The sequence below is a fragment of the Kitasatospora cinereorecta genome (assembly GCF_024172095.1).
Taxonomy (GTDB): Bacteria; Actinomycetota; Actinomycetes; order Streptomycetales; family Streptomycetaceae; genus Kitasatospora; species Kitasatospora cinereorecta.
In genome coordinates, this window is sequence record NZ_JAMZDX010000006.1 from 352,904 (window position 1) to 371,055 (window position 18,152).

General features: G+C 73.6%; 20 protein-coding genes. 8 read left to right on the forward strand and 12 right to left on the reverse strand.

Annotated elements, in window-relative coordinates; all coding sequences use genetic code 11:
• Positions 1-68: 68 nt before the first annotated feature.
• The 3 genes from FHR36_RS30950 to FHR36_RS30960 all read right to left on the reverse strand — a co-directional run bounded on the left by FHR36_RS30950 (position 69) and on the right by FHR36_RS30960 (position 3,548).
• A complete protein-coding gene (locus FHR36_RS30950; RefSeq protein ID WP_253802551.1) occupies positions 69-1,394 on the reverse strand; it encodes a hypothetical protein in 1,326 nt (441 codons plus the stop codon).
• Positions 1,391-2,053: an RNA polymerase sigma factor gene (locus FHR36_RS30955; RefSeq protein ID WP_253802553.1), complete on the reverse strand. Its 663-nt coding sequence runs from the start codon at positions 2,051-2,053 to the stop codon at positions 1,391-1,393. Before FHR36_RS30955 ends, FHR36_RS30950 begins: the two co-directional genes overlap by 4 nt.
• A 208-nt stretch (positions 2,054-2,261) precedes the next feature.
• Positions 2,262-3,548, reverse strand: a complete 1,287-nt coding sequence (locus tag FHR36_RS30960) for a hypothetical protein (protein ID WP_253802555.1) — start codon at positions 3,546-3,548, stop codon at positions 2,262-2,264.
• 224 nt (positions 3,549-3,772) lie between these two features.
• Here FHR36_RS30960 and FHR36_RS40125 point away from each other — a divergent pair, with 224 nt between their 5' ends.
• The gene (locus tag FHR36_RS40125) at positions 3,773-4,750 is read left to right on the forward strand and encodes a helix-turn-helix domain-containing protein (RefSeq protein ID WP_407660874.1); all 978 of its coding nucleotides are present in this window, start codon (positions 3,773-3,775) and stop codon (positions 4,748-4,750) included.
• 40 nt (positions 4,751-4,790) lie between these two features.
• On the opposite strand, the gene FHR36_RS30970 is transcribed toward FHR36_RS40125, so the two are convergent.
• The gene (locus FHR36_RS30970; protein ID WP_253802559.1) at positions 4,791-5,576 is read right to left on the reverse strand and encodes a MerR family transcriptional regulator; all 786 of its coding nucleotides are present in this window, start codon (positions 5,574-5,576) and stop codon (positions 4,791-4,793) included.
• Between the two features lie 175 nt (positions 5,577-5,751).
• Here FHR36_RS30970 and FHR36_RS30975 point away from each other — a divergent pair, with 175 nt between their 5' ends.
• Positions 5,752-6,492 carry an aquaporin gene (locus FHR36_RS30975; protein ID WP_253802561.1) on the forward strand — a complete coding sequence of 247 codons (741 nt, stop codon included), beginning with the start codon at positions 5,752-5,754 and terminating at the stop codon, positions 6,490-6,492.
• 4 nt (positions 6,493-6,496) lie between these two features.
• Here the strand turns inward: FHR36_RS30975 and FHR36_RS30980 are convergent, their stop codons facing one another.
• From FHR36_RS30980 to FHR36_RS30995, 4 genes are all read right to left on the reverse strand, one after another.
• A complete protein-coding gene (locus FHR36_RS30980) occupies positions 6,497-7,114 on the reverse strand; it encodes a flavodoxin family protein (protein ID WP_253802563.1) in 618 nt (205 codons plus the stop codon).
• A 93-nt stretch (positions 7,115-7,207) separates the two neighbouring features.
• The gene (locus FHR36_RS30985; protein ID WP_253802565.1) at positions 7,208-7,759 is read right to left on the reverse strand and encodes a GNAT family N-acetyltransferase; all 552 of its coding nucleotides are present in this window, start codon (positions 7,757-7,759) and stop codon (positions 7,208-7,210) included.
• A gap of 62 nt (positions 7,760-7,821) precedes the next feature.
• A complete protein-coding gene (gene trxA, locus FHR36_RS30990) occupies positions 7,822-8,148 on the reverse strand; it encodes a thioredoxin (RefSeq protein WP_301330885.1) in 327 nt (108 codons plus the stop codon).
• A 20-nt stretch (positions 8,149-8,168) separates the two neighbouring features.
• Positions 8,169-8,624: a MerR family transcriptional regulator gene (locus FHR36_RS30995; protein WP_253802568.1), complete on the reverse strand. Its 456-nt coding sequence runs from the start codon at positions 8,622-8,624 to the stop codon at positions 8,169-8,171.
• A gap of 107 nt (positions 8,625-8,731) precedes the next feature.
• Between FHR36_RS30995 and FHR36_RS31000 the strand changes: the two genes are divergently transcribed.
• The 5 genes from FHR36_RS31000 to FHR36_RS31020 all read left to right on the forward strand — a co-directional run bounded on the left by FHR36_RS31000 (position 8,732) and on the right by FHR36_RS31020 (position 12,674).
• A complete protein-coding gene (locus tag FHR36_RS31000; protein WP_253802569.1) occupies positions 8,732-9,523 on the forward strand; it encodes a GNAT family N-acetyltransferase in 792 nt (263 codons plus the stop codon).
• 161 nt (positions 9,524-9,684) lie between these two features.
• Complete coding sequence (locus FHR36_RS31005) at positions 9,685-10,116, forward strand: nuclear transport factor 2 family protein (protein ID WP_253802570.1); 432 nt, start codon at positions 9,685-9,687, stop codon at positions 10,114-10,116.
• Positions 10,117-10,198: 82 nt separating this feature from the next.
• Positions 10,199-10,930 carry a sulfite exporter TauE/SafE family protein gene (locus FHR36_RS31010; protein ID WP_253802571.1) on the forward strand — a complete coding sequence of 244 codons (732 nt, stop codon included), beginning with the start codon at positions 10,199-10,201 and terminating at the stop codon, positions 10,928-10,930.
• Positions 10,931-11,068: 138 nt separating this feature from the next.
• A complete protein-coding gene (gene sigJ / locus FHR36_RS31015; RefSeq protein WP_253802572.1) occupies positions 11,069-11,980 on the forward strand; it encodes an RNA polymerase sigma factor SigJ in 912 nt (303 codons plus the stop codon).
• 28 nt (positions 11,981-12,008) lie between these two features.
• Positions 12,009-12,674 (forward strand): NAD(P)-dependent oxidoreductase, encoded by a 666-nt coding sequence (locus tag FHR36_RS31020; protein ID WP_253802573.1) that lies wholly within the window; start codon positions 12,009-12,011, stop codon positions 12,672-12,674.
• Between the two features lie 59 nt (positions 12,675-12,733).
• Here FHR36_RS31020 and FHR36_RS31025 read toward each other — a convergent pair whose 3' ends face one another.
• From FHR36_RS31025 to FHR36_RS31040, 4 genes are all read right to left on the reverse strand, one after another.
• Positions 12,734-14,002: a sugar ABC transporter permease gene (locus FHR36_RS31025; protein ID WP_253803222.1), complete on the reverse strand. Its 1,269-nt coding sequence runs from the start codon at positions 14,000-14,002 to the stop codon at positions 12,734-12,736.
• Positions 14,003-14,061: 59 nt separating this feature from the next.
• Positions 14,062-14,847: an ATP-binding cassette domain-containing protein gene (locus FHR36_RS31030; RefSeq protein WP_253802574.1), complete on the reverse strand. Its 786-nt coding sequence runs from the start codon at positions 14,845-14,847 to the stop codon at positions 14,062-14,064.
• Positions 14,848-14,888: 41 nt separating this feature from the next.
• Entirely contained in the window at positions 14,889-15,989 is a 1,101-nt protein-coding gene (locus FHR36_RS31035) for a sugar ABC transporter substrate-binding protein (RefSeq protein WP_253802575.1), read from the reverse strand.
• A 140-nt stretch (positions 15,990-16,129) separates the two neighbouring features.
• Positions 16,130-17,152: an ArsR/SmtB family transcription factor gene (locus tag FHR36_RS31040; RefSeq protein WP_253802576.1), complete on the reverse strand. Its 1,023-nt coding sequence runs from the start codon at positions 17,150-17,152 to the stop codon at positions 16,130-16,132.
• 69 nt (positions 17,153-17,221) lie between these two features.
• Here FHR36_RS31040 and FHR36_RS31045 point away from each other — a divergent pair, with 69 nt between their 5' ends.
• Complete coding sequence (locus FHR36_RS31045) at positions 17,222-18,130, forward strand: oxidoreductase (RefSeq protein ID WP_253802577.1); 909 nt, start codon at positions 17,222-17,224, stop codon at positions 18,128-18,130.
• Positions 18,131-18,152 lie beyond the last annotated feature (22 nt).

Genomic DNA, 18,152 nt, shown 5'->3' on the forward strand with positions numbered 1-18,152 from the left:
TCCGGGCCCGGACACGACGCCGCCCCGCCGGGTCGGCCCGGCGGGGCGGCATGGAGACACGTACCGCGTCACTGGCCCGCGGTGCCACCCGCGGCCGCGCCCGTGGTGGCGCTCGCGCTCGGCGAAGGGCTCGGCGGCGGCGTCCAGTTGGCCATCGCGACGGTCATCTTCGGCCGCGCCTCGACGGTGTCCGCGGCGTGCCCGCCGGCGGTCGCCCCCAGGCCGAACACCCAGGACGAGGTGGACATGTCGCTGTTGTCCATGGTGTAGCCGAAGCGGAAGGTGAACCGGGCCGAGGCTCCGGGCGCCAGCGTCTGCTGCAGGGAGGAGGTGTCCACCAGCACCAGCTTGCGGCAGGAGTCGTCGGTGGTGGCCACCTTCCGCCACTGGTCGCCGACCTTGACCTCGGCGGTCACCCGGGCGGCCCGCAGCCGGTAGCCGCCGCCGGGGAACACCGACTCGTCGTGCACGGTGACCGCGGGGGCCACGGCGGACATCGCGGTGCCCGTGCCGTTGCTGACCGCCAGGTCCAGTTCGGTCAGGGTGCGTCCGGCCACGAACTCGCTCGGGCCGGCGGCCAGCGCGGCGGTGGGGCGGTGGTCGTCGACCACCGAGGCCTCGGTCTGCACCGTCCCGAGCTGGCCGGCGTGGCCGTCCACCATGCCGTAGGCGGAGGCGACGACGGTGGCCGTACCGACCCCGTGCACCGCGCCCGGCTGGACGCGGTACTTCACCGTGTGGCTGGCCCCGGGTTCCAGGGCGAAGACACCGTCGGCCCGCCGGACCTGGGGGGTCGGGTCGGGGTCGGGCTGGACGGCGTCCTTCCAGCCGCTGCCGCTGTCGCTCTGGAACCTGGTCAGGCCGTCCGGTCGGCAGTCGCCGCCCTGCCACTGCTCGGAGATCAGCGGCACCACGGCGTCGAAGCGGACCTCCGTGGTGTTGGTCCAGGTCACCGTGAACGACACCGGGTCCCCGCCGGCCGTCAGCTTGGTTCCCTTGGCCAGGCCGTCGACCGTCGCCGTGAGGGCGCTGGGAAGGTAGTCCTGTGCGATCGCCGGGATGCTGGTCGGGGAGGTGCTCGCCGACGGGGACGGGCTGGGGTCGGCCGGGATCTGCACGCCCTCGGTCGGCGAGGCGCTGACGCTGGCGGCCGGTCCGGAGTCGTGCTTCATCGCGGTCGGCGTCGCGTGGACGGTGAAGTAGCCGAGGACACCGGCGGCGAGGCCGAACAGCGGGACGGCGACCGCGTACACCGGCTTCAGCCGGCGCAGCCGGGTCTTCGGCGGGGCCGCGGGGCGAAGGCTCTGCGCGGTGACCAGGGAGGCCCTGGCGTTCAGTGCCTCCCGCAACAGGCGTTCGGTGGGTGTCTCGTCCGCGGGGTGCTTGTCGCTCATCGGACCTTCTCCAGGTGCTTCTCCAGGGCGTCCAGGGCCCGGCTCGCGGTGGATTTCACGGCGCCCCGGGACAGTCCCAGGGTCTCGGCGATCTGTGCCTCGGACATGTCCGACCAGTAGCGCAGCACCAGCACCTCGCGCTGGCGCTGGGTCAGCTCGTTGAGGGCGACCAGGACGCGGCGGTGCTCGTCGTTCAGGACGGCGTGGTCCTCGGCCGAGGGCGCGTCCGCCTCGTGCGGCGGCACGTACTCGCGGGCGGTCTTGCGGCGCCGCAGCACGGACCGGGCACCGTTGACCACCGACGTCCGCAGGTAGCCCAGCGCGTTGTCGAGGTCGTCCAACTGCTCGCCGTGCTTGGAGTAGAGGGCGGTGAACGCCTCCTGCACCACGTCCTCGGCGATGTCCTGGTGGTCGACCAGCAGGACGGCCATCCGGACCAGGCCCAGGCGGTGGGCGTGGTAGAGCTCGGTGAGGGTCGGACGCTCCTCGTCGGCCGGACGGCCGCCGCGCAGCAGGCGCAGGCCGGAGCGGCGTTCGGCCGCGGAGCGGCCGGCCGGCGGAGCGGACTCCTCGGCCGCCCCCGACAGACCGAACAGCAGCCGAAGTGCTCCCCGGAGTCCGCCCCACGAGGAGGATCCGGCGGTCGGCGCGATCGCCATGGACATCTGTTTTCGCTTTCCCCCCGGACGGGCCCCGGGTACGGGACCTGTCGGTAGTGATCAAGGTCGATGATCGGGCGATTGTGCCACCTGGCCCTTTCACCGGGTCAGGGGCGGTGGCGGGACCGGTCGTCCGTACAGACGTTCATCCCGGCGGGAGGTTGCAGGTGGTTCCGAGATTTCTTCGGCGGCGTCCCGTGACGGGTCCTCAGCCGTTTCGGCGGACCTGGACGAGGCGGGTGACCGGCTCGGCGTGGTGGCCGTCGGCGTGGGCCCCGACCGCCACGGTCAGGGCGGTCAGCCGCGGGTCGGCGTTCGGCGCGAGGGAGAAGCGGAAGGTGGCCTTGTCGGTGGAGCCGGCGGCGAGCCGACCGTTCATGAAGTCGGTGTCCAGCAGCAGTCCGCCGGTGGCGCCGACGCAGGTCGGGGTGGTCTTCAGCTCCCGCCACTCGCCCTTCCAGAGCACCTCGGCCCTGACGTCGGCGGGGCTCAGCAGCTCGACCGCCTCGAACTGCTTGGTCTGCACGTCGAGCAGCGAGATCTCGGGTGCGGCCGCGGTGAAGCCGCCGGCGGTCCGGTTGGCGATCTGCGCCTCCACGACGACCGGGTCGCCGCCGGGCGTGACGGAGCCGGGCAGCTTCGCCGCCAGGTCTGCGGTCGGGCGGTGGTGGTCGACCACCTGGACGGAGACCTCGGTGTGGGCGAGCTTCCGGCCGCTGCCGACCGGCGAGGTGTAGGCCTCGGCCTCGATCGGCAGCAGGCCCGGGCCGTTGTCCGCGGTGATCCGCATGCGGTACTGGACGGTGTGCTCGGCGCCCGGCGCGAGGTCGAACGCGGCGGGCTCGGCGACGATCGCGTAGTCCATGCCGGTGCCCTCGGAGAGCGGCAGCTCGGTCCAGTGGTCGCCGTCCTTGCGCTCCAGCGTGCCGTCCGCCATCGGCGCGATGACGCTGCAGCGGGCGCCCGGGTAGAACGTCGAGGCCACCACCGGGACGACGTGCTCGGCGCGCTTGCCGGTGTGGTTGGCCCAGGTGACCGAGAAGGAGACCGAGACGCCGCCGGCCTCCACCGCGCGGCCGTCGGCGAGCCCGTCGAAGCGGACGGTCAGGCCGTCCGTCCCGGTGCTGCCCGTCCCTGCGTGGGCCTGGCCCGCGGCGGACGCGGCGGACGCGGCGGTCGGCTTCGCGGCGGCGTCGGTGCTGGCCGCCTGGCCCGGGGTGGTCCCGTCGGTGGCGTCGGCGGACGGGGTGGCCGCGGACGGGGACGCGACGGGCGCCGAGGGGGCCGGCTGCCCGGGGGCGTCCGTCGCCGTACCGGAGGCGACCGCACCCGCGGCGGAAACCGGGTCCTTCGGGCCGTCGCAGGCCACCGCGCCGACCGCGACCACCGCCGCCAGCGGGACGGCCAGCGCGAGACGGCGTCCGCGACGCTCCCAGCCCGAGGCGCGAACGATGGTGATGTTCTTTGCAAAACGGCTGATAACGGACGCGTTCATGGCGCAACCCCCCAAGGAGCGGATGTGTCGGATTCGGTCGAGAGTCCCCCCGGCCCTCGCGCCGGTCCCGTTGCTCTCACCCTGATGGACGTCCATCCCCCCGGGGGGTTGCAGGTAGTTTCGAGAAATCTTTTTCCGTCCCGCCGGGAGTCCCCGTGTCCGCACCCGTCGCCGCACCCGTGTCCGCACCCGTGGCTGTCACCGTCCAGTCCCGCCCCGCGCCGGTGCACACCGTCGCGGTGTACGCCTTCGACGGCATGGCGCCGTTCGAACTCGGCGTGGTGGTCGAGGTCTTCGGCCTGGCCCGCCCCGAACTCGCCGAACTGCTGACGGCCCCCTGGTACGAGGTCAAGGTCTGCGCCGAGCGGCCCGACGCCCCGCTGAACGCGGTCGGCGGCTTCCAGCTCACCACCCGCCACGGCCTGGACGACCTGGCCGCCGCCGACACCGTGATGGTGGTCGGCGTCCCCGACCCGTTCGGCGGCCGGGTCTCCCCGGGTCTGGTCGCCGCGCTGCGCACCGCCCACGAACGGGGCGCCCGGATCGTCTCGATCTGCTCCGGCGCCTTCGCCCTCGCCGCCGCCGGCCTGCTGGACGGGCTGACGGCCACCACCCACTGGCGGTACGCCGGACTGCTCCAGCAGCGCCACCCGGCGGTCCGGGTCAACCCCGACGTGCTGTACGTCGACAACGGCCCGGTGCTCACCAGCGCGGGCAGCGCCGCCGGGATCGACCTGTGCCTGCACCTGGTCCGGCTGGACCACGGCGCCAGGGTCGCCAACGCGGTCGCCCGCCGCTTCGTCGTCCCGCCGCACCGGGACGGCGGGCAGGCCCAGTTCATCGAGGCGGCGGTCCGTCCGGTCGAGGAGGAGGACGACGGCATCGGCCGGTCGATGCGCTGGGCGCTGGACCACCTCGCCGAGCCGATCACCGTCCCGCTGCTGGCCGGTGTGGCCCGCATGTCCGACCGCTCCTACCTGCGGCACTTCACCGCGCGCAACGGCACCAGCCCGATGCGCTGGGTGGTCTCCCAGCGCATCGCGGCCAGCCTGCCGCTGCTGGAGGCCCCGGACGGCACGGTGGAGGAGATCGCCGCGGCGGTCGGCTTCGAGAGCGCGGCGACCTTCCGCCACCACTTCGGCCGCGGCATGCGCACCTCCCCCACCGCCTACCGCCGCGCCTTCGGCCGCACCGCGGCCTGAACGGCCCCTGGAGACCCCCGAGTCGGCCGGGGCCCCCAGCTCAGGCCTGCTCGGCCTGCTCGGTCCGCTCGATCCGGTCGGCGTTGGCCAGGATCGCGTCCCGCAGCCAGTGGGCCAGGCCCGGGGCAAGGTTCTCGTAGGTGGCCGTGAACCGCGGGTCGGCGACGTACATTTCGCCGAGGCAGCGGTGCATGGTCGGCGGGCAGTCGTAGAAGAACTCCTCCAGGTGCTGCCGGTGCACCTCGGCGAGGTCCATCGCCTCCCCGCTGTCGGCCGCCACCCCGGCGGTGATCGCGGCCACCAGCCGGGAGTTGAGCGCGTCGCTCTCGGCCTTGATGCGCTCCCAGTCCGCCTTGGTGTAGCCGGCGGTGCGGCGCTGCGACTCCTTCCAGGCCTCGGTCTCGCCCCACCGCTGCTGGGCCTCGTCCTCCCAGCTCTCCTGGTAGTCGGAGCCGAACACCTCGAACTTCTCCTGCGGCGTCAGCTGCATGCCCATCCTCTTTGCCTCCATTGCTCGTTCGACGGCTGCGGCCAGGTCCTGGAGGTGCCTGATCCGGTCGCCGATCAGCTCGTGCTGGCGGCGCAGGTGCTCGGTCGGGGTGACCGAGCGGTCGTCCAGGATGGTCGCGATCTGGTCGAGGGGGAACCCGAGCTCGCGGTAGAACAGGATCTGCTGCAGCCGGTCGAGGTCGCCGTCCCCGTACCGGCGGTAGCCGGCCGGGGTGCGCTCGCCGGGCGACAGCAGCCCGATCTCGTCGTAGTGGTGCAGCGTGCGCACGGTCACCTTGGCGACCTTGGCCACGTGTCCCACCGAGTAGCCGCTCACCGCGTCCCCTTTCTCTCGGGCTTCAGCCTCCGCTCTCACGCTGCGTGAGGGTCAAGCCGGATTTCCGCGCGGGCGTGCGCCGTACGAGTCTCCGAGTCGGAGGCGGGCCGGGCGGGCCGTATCTGGGCACACCGACCAATTGTCGGGCCGCGCGGCCCGACCCCACCATGACGGCATGATGACGACTCCCCTGCCCAGGCGGCTGGCCGCCGAGGCGGTCGGCACCGCCGTGCTGGCCGCGGTGCTGGTCGGTTCCGGCATCCAGGCGTCCGGGCTCAGCCCGGACGGCGGGGTGCGGTTCCTGGCCAACGTGCTGGCCTCGGTGCTGGCGCTGGCGGTACTGATCGCGCTGCTCGCACCGGTCTCCGGCGCCCACTTCAACCCGCTGGTGTCGGCCGCGGACTGGTGGAGCCGGCGGCACGACCCCGCCGGCCCGAGCGCCCGGGAGCTCGGCCTGTACGTGCTGGCGCAGCTGGGCGGCGCGGCCGCGGGGGTGGGCCTGGCCAATGCGATGTTCGAGCGGCCCTTCGTCCAGCTGGCCTCGCAGCAGCGCTCCTCCGGGCACCTGTGGCTGGCCGAGGGGGTGGCCACCGGGGTGCTGATCCTGCTGGTCCTCGGCCTGCTGCGGAGCGGGCGCGGCCGGTACGCGCCGGTGGCGGTGGCCGCCTGGATCGGCGCGGCCTGCTGGGGCACCTCCTCCGGCAGTTTCGCCAACCCGGCGCTGACCTTCGGCCGGGCGCTCAGCGACAGCTACACCGGGATCGCCCCGGGTTCGGTGCCCGGCTTCGTGCTCGCCCAGACCGCCGGTGCGACCATCGGCCTGGCCCTGGCGACGCTGCTGTTCGGCGCCCCGCTGCCCGCCGCGGCCGCCGGGCGGGACAGCGCCCAGGCGGTGGCGGCCCCGGTCGTCACCTGACCGCTCAGACGGTGGCCCAGGCGGGCGCGGGTCGGGCGGCCTCCGGGGCGTCGGCGGTGAAGAAGGTCTCGGCGCGCCGCAGGGCGTCCGTGTCGGTGAGCACGTCGCCGGGACGGCTGCCGTTGCCGAGCAGCACGCCGCCCCAGCGCATGGCGAGGTAGTCGGCGGAGATCCGCAGAGTGCCGGCGAGCGGTTCGGCGCGGGCCGGGTCGCGGTCGGCCATGGCGGTGACGGCCCACATCGTGCGACCGGCCATCCGGCGCTTGAAGTCGGCCTCGGGCAGGCGCAGCCAGCCCGACCAGTGGTCGAGGTACTGCTTGACGCCGGTGGTGACGCTGTACCAGTAGAGCGGGGAGACCACGACCAGGTCGGTGGCGTCCAGGGTGGCGTCCAGCAGGGTGCGCAGGTTGCCGGTGGGCTCGGGGTGGCCGCCGTCGTGGCGCTGGTCGACGAAGGTGGGGACCGGCAGGTCGGCGAGGCGCAGCCAGCGCTGTTCGGCGCCGGCCGGGAGGTGTTCGGCGGCGCGCCGGGCGAGCAGCTCCGAGTTGCCCTCGCGCCGGGTGGAGCCGAGCAGGAAGAGGAAGCGGCGCTGGGCGGGGTCGGCGGGGGCGCTCTGGGTCATCGGGTTCTCCGGAACGGGCGGAACGGGCGGGCACTGGGAGGAAGTCCGTCCGAGCCCGCCGCATTCCCGTATCGCGGTCGGATGCCGCCGCGGTCAGCCGACGGTGCGCCGGGTCAGCACTCCGACCTCGCGGTCGGCGTAGCAGTGCATCGGGTCGCCGTTCGCCGGGTCGGGCCGCAGGCCGAGGTCGGTGAGGCCGAGCCGCCCGGCGACCGCGCGGGAGGCGGTGTTGTGGGCGTGGATCCAGGCGATGAACGGCAGTTCGAGGCTGTGGGCAGCGGCCGCGGCGAGGGCGGCGCGGGACAGTTCGGTGGCGTAGCCGTGGCCCCAGTGGACCGGGTCGAGGCGGTAGTAGAGGTTCCAGAAGCCCGGGTCGTGGCGCTGGGCGCCGCCGATGCCGACCACGTCGCCGGTGGTGCGCAGCCGGGCCGTCCAGTAGCTGAGGCGGTCGGTGTCCCAGCGGGCGGCGGCCCGTTCGATCCAGGCGGCGGTGGTGGCGCGGGAGGCGTGCCGGCCCTCGGGGAGGTGGGCCCAGGTGCGCGGGTCGGTGTTGATCCGGAAGAGGTCGTCGAGGTCGTGCGGGCCCACGGCGCGCAGTTCGAGACGGTCGGTCAGCAGATGGAAGGGCTCGCCGAAGTCGCTCATCCGGTGATCGTAGATCTCGGGTTCGGGCCGTTCACCGGGTTATTCGGGCGGCCGGCGGCGCGCTACAGCAGGTCGTCCAGCTCGCGCAGCAGCCGTGCCTTGGCCCGCGCGCCCACCAGCGTGCGCACCGGCTCCCCGTCCTTGAACAGCATCAGCGTCGGCATCGACAGCACCCCGTACGCCGCCTGGCTCTCCGGGTTGGCGTCCACGTCGAGCCGGACCACCTTCAGCCGCCCGGCCTGCTCGGCCGCGACCTCGGCCAGCACCGGCGCGATCATCCGGCAGGGCGGGCACCAGTCCGCCGTGAAGTCGACCAGTACCGGTCCGTCGGCCGCGAGCACCTCCGCGGTGAAGGTGTCGTCGGTGACCGCCTGCAGTCCTGCCCCCATCGTCCTCTCCTCCCTGTTGTTCATCCGTGGTTGTGTCGCGCGGGCTGCTGCGCCGGGTGCGCGGAGAGCTCGCAGCGCGGCGCCGCCGCGTCGGGGGCGTCCGCCGCGCGGGCCAGGTCGGCCCGTTCGCGTTCCGCCCGGTCGAGCTGGCCGGCGACCTGGTCGCGGATGCCGTTCAGCCGCTCGATGCACGCGTCCAGCTCGGCGAGCTTGGCCCGGTAGACCTCCAGCGAGGCCGGGCAGGAGTCGCCGGCCGGGTGTCCGGCCTGCAGGCACTCCACGAACGGCCGGGTCTCCTCCAGTTCGAACCCGAAGTCCTGCAGCATCCTGATCTGCCGCAGCAGCCGCAGGTCCTCCTCGTCGTAGGCCCGGTGGCCGTTGCTGCCCCGCCGCGCGGGCAGCAGCCCCCGCGACTCGTAGTACCGCAGGGTGCGGGTGGTGGTCCCCGCCCGCGCCGCCAGCTCGCCGATCCGCATGGCTCGACGGTAGACCTTGACCCCGACGTCAACGCCAGCGCGACGTCAGCACAACCGCTGCGCTATTGCCGGGGACAGCCGCCCGCCGGGTCCGTACAGTCCGAGGGATGATCGACACGACGGCCCTGCTCGCGGCCTATGACGAGCAGATGAGGGGCGTGACGCCCAACCCGCCGCCCGGGGTGACCCACCAGCAGGACGGCCCGCTGGTCCGGGTGGTCGGCCAGTTCCGGGGCTTCGTCAGCGGCCCGGCCGAGCTGGGTGTGGCCGAGGGGGAGCTGGACGCGCTGATCGCCCGCCAGCGCGACTTCTTCGCCGCCCGCGGCGAGGCGGTGGAGTGGAAGGTCCGCGGCCACGACCGCCCGTCCGACCTCACCGACCGGCTGCGCGCCGCCGGGTTCGTCCCGGAGGAGGTGGAGACCGTGATGGTCGGCCGCGCCGAGGAGCTGGCGGCCGAGCCGCTGGTTCCCGAGGGCGTGGAGCTGCGGTGGGTGACGGCGGACGAGGACGTCCGGCGGATCGCCGCGATGGAGACCGTCGTCTGGGGCATCGAGTTCGACTGGCTGGCCGAGGAGTTGATCGCCCGCCTCGCCGCCGACCCCGAGGAGCTGCGGATCCTGGTCGCCGAGGCGGACGGGCAGGTGGTCTCCGCCGCCTGGATGGCGGTGCGGCCCGGTACCGAGTTCGCCGGCCTGTGGGGCGGCTCCACCCTGGCCGAGTGGCGCGGGCGGGGCATCTACCGGGCCCTGGTCGCCGCCCGGGCCACCGAGGCGGTCGCCCGCGGCGTCCGCTACCTCCAGGTGGACGCCTCCGCCGACAGCGCCCCGATCCTGCGGCGCCTGGGCATGCACGCGGTCACCACCACGACCCCGTACATCTGGACGCCCCCGACCGTCTGAGCGGTCCGCTCCACCCTCCGTCAGCACGGCTCCGTACGGGCCGCCGACCGGTCGATCACCGGCCTCGGCGGCCCGTTCCGCGTCATGGGCCCGTCTTGCGCTCCATCTAACCCTTACTCCATGATTGAACGGTTAGATCCGATCGCACCTCCGGAGACGCCATGAGCCAGGCCCGCCCACCGCTGCCCCCGTTCACCGCCGAGAGCGCCCGCGCCAAGGTCCAGGCCGCGGAGGACGCCTGGAACACCCGCGACCCGCGACGGGTCGCGCTCGCGTACACACCCGACTCGGTGTGGCGCAACCGCGACGAGTTCCTCACCGGCCGGGAGGAGATCGAGGCCTTCCTCACCCGCAAGTGGGAACGGGAACTCGACTACGCGCTGCGCAAGGAGCTGTGGTCGTGGACCGACGACCGGATCGCGGTCCGGTTCCGCTACGAGTGGCGCGACGCGACCGGCCAGTGGTGGCGCAGCTACGGCAACGAGCTGTGGGAGTTCGACGGGGACGGCCTGATGCGACGCCGTGAGGCCAGCATCAACGACCTGCGGATCGAGGCCGCCGAGCGCACCATCGACGGCCCGCGCCACCCCTGACCCGGGCCCGGTCCCGGCGGGAATCGTCGGACAGGCCCTAAGGTGGCCCGGACCCCGCAGGCAGGCCATCGGAGCGCCGCGCATGACCGACAGCTGGACGGCCGCCGCCGTACTGGGCGCGATCGTGCTGGTCGGCTCGTCGGTGCAGCGGATGGCCGGGATCGGCTTCGCCCTGGTGTCGGCGCCGGCCCTGGTGATGGTGCTGCCGCCGGCCGACGGGGTGGCCCTGTGCAACTGCGCGGCCGGGGTGATCAGCGCGATCGGCCTGGTCACCGCGTGGCGCCGGATCCGGCTGGGCGCGATGCTGCCGCTGGTACTGGCGGCCACGGCGACGGTGCCGCTGGGGGCGTGGGTGGCCGGACGGCTGCCGCCGCCGGTGCTGCTGGCGTCGATGGGCGTGCTGGTGAGCGCGGCCGTGCTGCTGGTGATGTGCGGCACCCGGGTGCCGGCGCTGCGCGGGCGGGGCGGGGCGTTCACCGCCGGGGCGGCCAGCGGCTTCATGAACGCCTCGGCCGGGGTCGGCGGTCCGGCGATCTCGCTGTACGCGGTGAACGCGGGCTGGACGGTCCGGGAGTTCGTGCCGAACGCACAGTTCTACGGCCTGCTGGTCAACCTGTTCTCGGTCGCCGTGAAGGGTCCGCCGCACCTGGCCGCCCCGGCGTGGCTGCTCTCCGGTGCCGGGATCGCGGCCGGCAGCGTGGTCGGCCGCTTCCTGGCGGCCCGCACCCCGGAGGGCCCGGCCCGCCGGATCGTGCTGCTGCTCGCCCTCGGCGGCGGCCTCGCCACCGCCCTCAAGGGCCTCTCCCAGTTCTGACACCCGCCGGTCCTCCGGCCGCGCGGACACCCGCCGACCTCCGGCCGCGAGGAGACCCGCGTCACATCGGCGCGGGGTGATGTCACACTCCGGCCCGCTGTGCTGCTCTCAGGTTGCAACCGCGACAGGAGGCGCACGATGACCGATCCCACCGGGGTGTACGTCGACCACCGGGAGCTGCTGTTCTCGATCGTCTACACCATGCTCGGCAGTGTCGCCGACACCGAGGACGTGCTGCAGGAGACCTGGCTGGCCTGGGCGGCCCGCACCGGCGATCCGGGGGCGGAGCCGGTCGACAGCCCGCGCGCGTACCTGGTGCGGGTCGCCGTCCACAAGGCGCTGGCCCGGCAGGCGGCGATGCTGCGCCGCCGGGAGACGTACATCGGCCCGTGGCTGCCCGAGCCGCTGGCCACCGCCCGGGAGGTGGAAGGACCGGAGCCGGCCGACGGGGCGGCGGCGGCGGAGCACGCCGAGTCGCTGTCGATGGCGCTGATGGTGGTGCTTGAGACGCTGACCCCGCTGGAGCGGGCGGTGTTCGTGCTGCACGAGGTGTTCGGCTACCCGCACACCGAGACCGCCCGGATCGTCGGCCGTTCCCCCGCCGCCGTCCGCCAGCTCGCCCACCGGGCCCGCGAGCACGTCCGGGCCCGACGTCCGCGCTTCCGGACCGATCCGCGGCAGCGCCGCGAGGTGACCGAGCGGTTCGCGGCTGCGGTGGCCGGCGGCGACCTGTCGGCGCTGCTGCGGCTGCTGGCACCGGACGTGACGCTGTGGGCGGACGGCGGCGGCAAGGCGACCGCGGCCGGACCGCGGCCGCTGCACGGCCGGGAGCGGGTCTCCCGGGCGCTGTTGCGCGGCCGGTTCACCGCGCCCGAGGGCCTGGAGGTCCGCTTCGCGTCGATCAACGGCGACCCCTCCGCGGTGCTGTACCGCGGCGAGGAGCCGTTCGCGGTGCTGGTGCTGGACCTGGCGCCCCGAGGCGGCGAGGTGGCCGGCATCTACTTCGTGACCAACCCCGACAAGCTCTCTCACCTGGTCCGCCCGGTCTGACCGGCGGGCCCTGTCCCTGGAGGACGCCATGCGCATCACCGTCATCGCGGCGACCGGAGGCATCGGCCGCGAGATCCTCAACCAGGCCCTGGCCGCCGGCCACGAGGTCACCGCCGCGGTCCGCGATCCGGGGGCCGTACCGGCGCCGGTCCGCACCGTCCGGGTCGACCTGGCGCGGCCCGACCGGGCGGCGCTGGAGGCGGCGGTCGACGGGGCCGACGCCGTGCTGTCCGGCCTCGGGGCCCGGACCGGGAGCGACATCGGGGTGGTGGTCCGCGGCACCCGGGCGGTCATCGAGGCGATGGACGCCACCGGTGCCCGGCGGCTGGTCGTGGTCAGCGCCGCGCCGATCGGCACCGTACCCTCGCCGCGCCGGCCGCACCCGCCGCGCCACGACCCGGGCGACGGCCCGCTGATCCGCTACCTGGCCGGGCCGCTGATCAAGACCGTGCTGCGCAAGCGGTACGCCGACCTGGCGCTGATGGAGGACGCGCTGGCCGCCAGCGGCCTGGACTGGACCTCCGTCCGGCCGCCCCGGCTGACCGACCGCCCGGTCACCGGCGACTACCGGACGGCGCTGGACCGCAACGTCCGGGGCGGTACGACGGTCTCCCGCGCCGACGTGGCGCACCTGATGCTCCGGGTGCTGGACCGGCCGGAGACCGTCGGCCACACCGTCGGCGTCGGCAACTGACCCGGCCAGACAGCGGCGCTCCCCCGCACCGGCCGGTGCGGGGGAGCGCCGGGGACCGCTCAGGCGCGGCCGGCCGCCTTCTGGGTGCGGCGGGCCAGGGAGTCGATGACCACCGCGGCCAGCAGCACCGCACCGGTGATCATGAACTGGATGGCGTTGCTCAGGCCCTCGATGTTCATGCCCGACTGGATCGAGCCGATCACCAGCGCGCCCAGCAGCGCCGACCAGGTGGAGCCGCGGCCGCCGAAGAGGCTGGTGCCGCCGATGACCGCCGCGGCGATGGCGTTCATCAGCAGGTTGCCGCCGCCGGAGGTCTGGCTGGCGGACTGGATCTGGGCCGCGAGGAAGAGACCGCCGACCGCCGCCATGGTGGAACAGATCATGAAGACGGTGATCCGGATGGTCGGCACGCTGATACCGGCCCGGCGGGCGCCCTCGATGTTGCCGCCCAGCGCGAAGATCTTCCGACCGTAGGCGGTGCGCCGCAGCATGTACTCGAGCACCACGATGAAGATCAGGAAGATCAGCAGGGCCAGCGGCAGGCCCTTGTACTGGTTGAGGGTGTACGCCGCCAGGAAGGCCACGATCGCCAGCAGGACGGTGCGCAGCACGATGTCGGCGAGCGGTCGGGACGGGATGCCGGCCGCCCTGCGGCGCTGGGCGTCGAAGAGGGAGGCGGCCAGGAACAGCGCCACCCCGAAGAAGGCGGCGCCGTACGCGGCGATCTGCTGTCCGTAGAAGGTGCTGTAGAGCTTGGAGACGACGTCCGTGCCGGGGAGGTTGACGGTGCCCTGGCTGCCGAGGATCTGCAGCATCAGGCCGTTCCAGCCGAGGTTGCCGGCCAGGGTGACCACGAAGGCCGGGACGCCGACCTTGGCGAAGAAGAAGCCCTGGATCAAGCCGACCACGGCGCCGCCGACGAGTGCGCAGAGCAGCGCGACCCCCTGGTTGACGCCGTGGGTGACGCTCAGGACCGCGTAGATGGCGGCGCACAGACCACTGACCGAGCCGACTGACAGGTCGATCTCGCCGAGCAGCAGCACGAACACCACGCCGATGGCGATCATGCCGGTGCCGACGATCTGCTGGGAGAGGTTGGAGAGGTTCTGGGCGGACAGGAAGCTGCTGTTCAGGCTGCCGAAGACGGCCCAGATCACGATCAGCGCCAGCACCACCGGCACCGAGCCGAGTTCGCCGCTGCTCAGGCGCCGCTTGAACTCGCCGAGGTAGCCCTTGACGCCCTCCTGCCGGACGATCAGCCGCGGGTCGACGGCCGGGGTCGCCTCCGCGGCCACCGGCACCGGCGCGTTGACGCCGCCCTTGGGCATGGTGTCCTCGGGCAGCGGGCGGTGGTGGCGTTCTTCGCCGCCGTTCGGGGTCTGGTCCGTCATTGCGGGCCCTCCGTGCCACGGGCCTGACGGCGGGTCACGGCGTTGTCCGTGGCGCCGGTGATGGCCGAGATGATCTGTTCCTGGTTGGTCGAACTCTTGTCGAACACCCCGTTGTTGCGGCCGAGGCGGAGCACCACGACGGTGTCCGCCACGGCCATCACATCGGCCATGTTGTGGCTGATCAGGATCACCCCGAGGCCCTGGTCGCGCAGTCGCTCGACCAGGTCCAGGACCTGCGCGGTCTGCTCGACGCCGAGGGCGGCGGTCGGCTCGTCGAGCATGACCACCTTGGGCGAGCCGATCAGCGCGCGGGCGATCGCCACCACCTGGCGCTGGCCGCCGGAGAGCGAGGCGATCGGGATGCGGACGCTCGGGATGCGGATCGAGAGCGTGTCCAGCAGCTCCCGGGAGCGCCTCTCCATGGCGACCTCGTCGAGGACCACGCCGAAGTGCCTGATCTCCCGGCCGAGGAAGAGGTTGCCGACCACGTCGAGGTTGTCGCAGAGCGCGAGGTCCTGGTAGACGGTCGCGATCCCCAGGTGCTGGGCGTCCTGCGGGCGGTGGATGGTCACCGCCCGCCCGCCCCACTCGATGTCGCCGTCGTCCGGCTGGTGGACGCCGGCGATCGACTTCACCAGCGTCGACTTGCCGGCGCCGTTGTCCCCGACCAGCGCCACCACCTCGCCCGCGTGGACCTCCATCTCCACGTCGGTCAGCGCCTGGACGGCGCCGAACCGCTTGGAGACGCCGCGGAGCGCGAGTACCGGCTCACCCGTCACCATGTGCAACTCCTCTCCCCGACCGGGTTCCTGTCGAGCGGTTGTTACTGGAGTCCGGCCGCGGCACAGGCGGAGGCGTAGTCCGGGGTGCAGATCTGGGGAACGGTGTAGAGGCCGTCGGCCACCACGGTGGTCTTGATGTTGTCCTTGGTGAGCACGGTCGGGGCGATCAGCAGGGAGGGCACGGTGGCGCCGCTGCCGTTCTTGGAGGTGGTCGGCGAGAGCGAGGGCTCCAGGTTCTGGCCCTGGGCGAAGCGCACCGCCATCGAGCCCGCGGCGTCGGCCTCCGGCTTGTACGGCTTGTAGATCGACATGGTCTGGGTGCCCGCCAGGATCCGCTGGACGGCGTCGAGCTGGGCGTCCTGGCCGGTCAGCGGGACGCTCAGGTTGGACGCCTTCAGCGCGGTGGCGATACCGGCGGCCATGCCGTCGTTGGCCGAGTAGACGCCGACCACGTTGGGCGCGCCGATCGCGGTGATGGCCGCGGCGGCCTCCTGGTTGGCGTTGTTCGGGTCCCAGTTGGGGGTGTCGTACTCCTTGCCGACCTTCAGCTTGCCGTCGATCGCGCTGTGCGCGCCGGCCTTGAACTCGGCCGCGTTGGGGTCGGTGGGCGAGCCGTTGATCATGATGATCTGGCCGCTGCCGGACTTGCCGCCGACGGCCGCCACCAGGGCCTGGCCCTGCAGCTCGCCGACCTTGTGGTTGTCGAACGACACGTACGCGTCGACCGGGCCCTGCGCCAGGCGGTCGTAGGCGACAACCTTGACGCCCGCGTCGTGCGCCTTCTGCACCGAGGACTGGATCGACTTGGCGTCGACCGCGTCCAGGATCAGCACCTTGTCGCCCTTGGTGAGGGCGGTGTCGACCTGGGTCTGCTGCGTGGTGGCGTCCTGGTTGGCGTTGTAGTAGTCGATCTGGGCGTCGGGGACCAGCGACTTGATCCGCGCCTCGATCAGCGGGCGGTCGAACTGCTCGTACCGCGTCGTCTTGGTCTCGGGCAGCAGCAGGCCGATCTTCACCGTCCCCGCCGCCGAGCCCGATGCCGAGGAACTGGTGGACTGTTTCGCGCTGCCGCACGAGGCGAGCGTCAGTCCGAGGGAGGCCACCGCGGTGGCCACGACGATTCGGCGAAGACCGATATTCATGAGGACGCCTCTCCAGGTTGTCTCCACCCCCCGCCACCGAGTGTGAGACGAGTGTGAGAACCGTCGCCCACCGTCACGAACCGGGTTGGTCCGAACGGGTAAGGAAATCCCCGAACCGGCCGAGCAGCGCGCCGATCCGGTCAGGAACTGACCTGATCACCGCCGGTCCGGCCGAAGGGTCGGGAGGCGCCCGCGGCGAGCAGGGCGTCGGCCGGCGCGGTGCGCGCGTAGAGCACCGACCGGCCCGCCCGGTGGGCGCTGACCAGGCCGGCGTCGCGCAGCGCCGTCAAGTGCTGGGAGGTGCCGGGCACCGAGATGCCGATCCGCCCGGCCAGCTCGGTGGTGGAGGCCGGGGTGTCCAGCTCGGTGAGCAGCAGGGTGCGGGCCCGGCCGAGCACGGCCGTGAGCGCGTCGGCGCCGGACGCCGGGCGGGGCTCCCAGAGGGCGCCGACCCCGCGGGCCCGGTAGGCGAGCTGCGGCGGGTCCGGTGGCGCCACCCGACTGGCCAGGCCGGGGCCCTTGAACGCCGAGGGGATCAGCACCAGCCCGGGGCCGGCCTCCTGCCGGCCGAGCTTCTGCCGGCGGACCAGCCGCAGCAGGTCCTCGTCCCACTGGAGCGAGGGGTGCAGGTCGTCGAGCAGCCGGCCCGCGCCGCGCTCGGCCGCCAGCCGGGCCCGGTGGAAGACGTCCGCGTCGAGCAGCGCCCGGATCCGCGACCAGTACGGCCCGAGCGCCAGCTCCCAGTACGCCTCGATCTCGGCCAGCACCCGGGGCAGGCGGCGCGGCGGGTCGGCGTGCAGCGAGCGGGCCCGCGGCCCCAGCCCGGCGCCGTGCCGGGCGAGGTGGTCGAGGTCCCGGCGGACCCGGTCGGCCGGGGTGGCGGCGATCGCCGCCAGCTCCTCGGCCAGGGTGGGCGCCGGTCCGGCCGGCGCCGGGTTGAGGAAGTCCGGGACGTACCCGGCGGCCGGGACGAGTTCGGCCAGCCAGCCCCGGTCCAGGCCGGCCGCCGCCAGTCGCGGGCGCACCTGTTCCAGCCAGCGGCGGTGGACCGGGTCGGCGGCGCCGGAGGCCAGCAGCCGCAGGCCGCCGCCGACCTGCCACATCGGCGACACCGCGAACCGCATCTGTGCCAGGTCGCGGACCGAGAACGCCAGTTCCCCCATGACGAGCCCCCGATTAAGCCAAGCCTTAATCAATGGTCGGCACCGTACCGCGGATCCGACCATTCCGGCATGACCTCAACGACCGTCACCGCCGCGGCCGCGGGCACCTGGACCCTCGGCGACCTGCGGATCAACCGGATCGGCTTCGGCACCATGCGGCTGCCGCAGACCGGCGCCGCCTTCGACCCCGACGCTCCCCCGCGCGACCCCGCGCAGGCGGTCGCCGTGCTGCGGCGCGCCGTCGAACTCGGCGTCGACCACCTCGACACGGCGGCCTTCTACTTCTCCCGGCTGCGCTCCGCCAACCAGTTGATCCACCGCGCCCTGGCGCCCTACCCCGACCACCTGGTGATCACCACCAAGGTCGGGCCGGGCCGCGACCCGTCCGGCCGGTGGATCCCGCACGCCACCCCGGGGCAGCTGCGCGGCCAGGTCGAGGAGAACCTGCGCCAGCTCGGCCGCGACCACCTCGACGTGGTCAACCTGCGCATCGTCGGCACCGACTCGGTCGCCGAACGGTTCGGCGCGCTGGCCGAACTCCGGCAGGCCGGGCTGATCCGCCACCTGGGCCTGTCCAACGTCCACCCGCACCAGCTGGCCGAGGCCCGCACCGTCGCGCCCGTGGTGTGCGTCCAGAACATGTACGGCCTGGGCGTGCGGCCGGAGTACGACGACTTCGTCGCCGACTGCGGGGAGCAGGGGGTGGCGTTCGTGCCGTTCTACTCGATCGCCGGCACCGGCCGCGAGGGCGGCGCCACCGGGCAGGAGGACCCGCAGGTGCTGGCCGTCGCCCGCGCGCACGGGGCGAGCCCGGCGCAGATCCGGCTGGCGTGGACCCTGCACCGCGGCGCCCACGTGCTGGCCATCCCCGGCACCGGCGACCCGGGGCACCTGACCGACAACGTGGCGGCCGGCGCGCTGCGCCTGTCCGCGGAGGAGCTGACGCTGCTGGAGACCGTCCACCGGCGGTCGGCCTGACGGCGGTTGCGCCTTGGCGGCC

Coding starts and splice junctions, on each gene's coding strand:
- FHR36_RS30975 (WP_253802561.1), top strand. CDS start 5,752: ATGATGACGACTCCCCTGCCCAGGCGGCTGGCCGCCGAGGCGGTCGGC.
- FHR36_RS31010 (WP_253802571.1), top strand. CDS start 10,199: ATGACCGACAGCTGGACGGCCGCCGCCGTACTGGGCGCGATCGTGCTG.
- FHR36_RS31030 (WP_253802574.1), bottom strand. CDS start 14,847: ATGGTGACGGGTGAGCCGGTACTCGCGCTCCGCGGCGTCTCCAAGCGG.
- FHR36_RS31020 (WP_253802573.1), top strand. CDS start 12,009: ATGCGCATCACCGTCATCGCGGCGACCGGAGGCATCGGCCGCGAGATC.
- FHR36_RS31005 (WP_253802570.1), top strand. CDS start 9,685: ATGAGCCAGGCCCGCCCACCGCTGCCCCCGTTCACCGCCGAGAGCGCC.
- FHR36_RS31040 (WP_253802576.1), bottom strand. CDS start 17,152: ATGGGGGAACTGGCGTTCTCGGTCCGCGACCTGGCACAGATGCGGTTC.
- FHR36_RS31000 (WP_253802569.1), top strand. CDS start 8,732: ATGATCGACACGACGGCCCTGCTCGCGGCCTATGACGAGCAGATGAGG.
- trxA (WP_301330885.1), bottom strand. CDS start 8,148: ATGGGGGCAGGACTGCAGGCGGTCACCGACGACACCTTCACCGCGGAG.
- FHR36_RS31045 (WP_253802577.1), top strand. CDS start 17,222: ATGACCTCAACGACCGTCACCGCCGCGGCCGCGGGCACCTGGACCCTC.
- FHR36_RS30950 (WP_253802551.1), bottom strand. CDS start 1,394: ATGAGCGACAAGCACCCCGCGGACGAGACACCCACCGAACGCCTGTTG.
- FHR36_RS30995 (WP_253802568.1), bottom strand. CDS start 8,624: ATGCGGATCGGCGAGCTGGCGGCGCGGGCGGGGACCACCACCCGCACC.
- FHR36_RS30960 (WP_253802555.1), bottom strand. CDS start 3,548: ATGAACGCGTCCGTTATCAGCCGTTTTGCAAAGAACATCACCATCGTT.
- FHR36_RS31035 (WP_253802575.1), bottom strand. CDS start 15,989: ATGAATATCGGTCTTCGCCGAATCGTCGTGGCCACCGCGGTGGCCTCC.
- FHR36_RS30955 (WP_253802553.1), bottom strand. CDS start 2,053: ATGGCGATCGCGCCGACCGCCGGATCCTCCTCGTGGGGCGGACTCCGG.
- sigJ (WP_253802572.1), top strand. CDS start 11,069: ATGACCGATCCCACCGGGGTGTACGTCGACCACCGGGAGCTGCTGTTC.
- FHR36_RS30985 (WP_253802565.1), bottom strand. CDS start 7,759: ATGAGCGACTTCGGCGAGCCCTTCCATCTGCTGACCGACCGTCTCGAA.
- FHR36_RS31025 (WP_253803222.1), bottom strand. CDS start 14,002: ATGCCCAAGGGCGGCGTCAACGCGCCGGTGCCGGTGGCCGCGGAGGCG.
- FHR36_RS30980 (WP_253802563.1), bottom strand. CDS start 7,114: ATGACCCAGAGCGCCCCCGCCGACCCCGCCCAGCGCCGCTTCCTCTTC.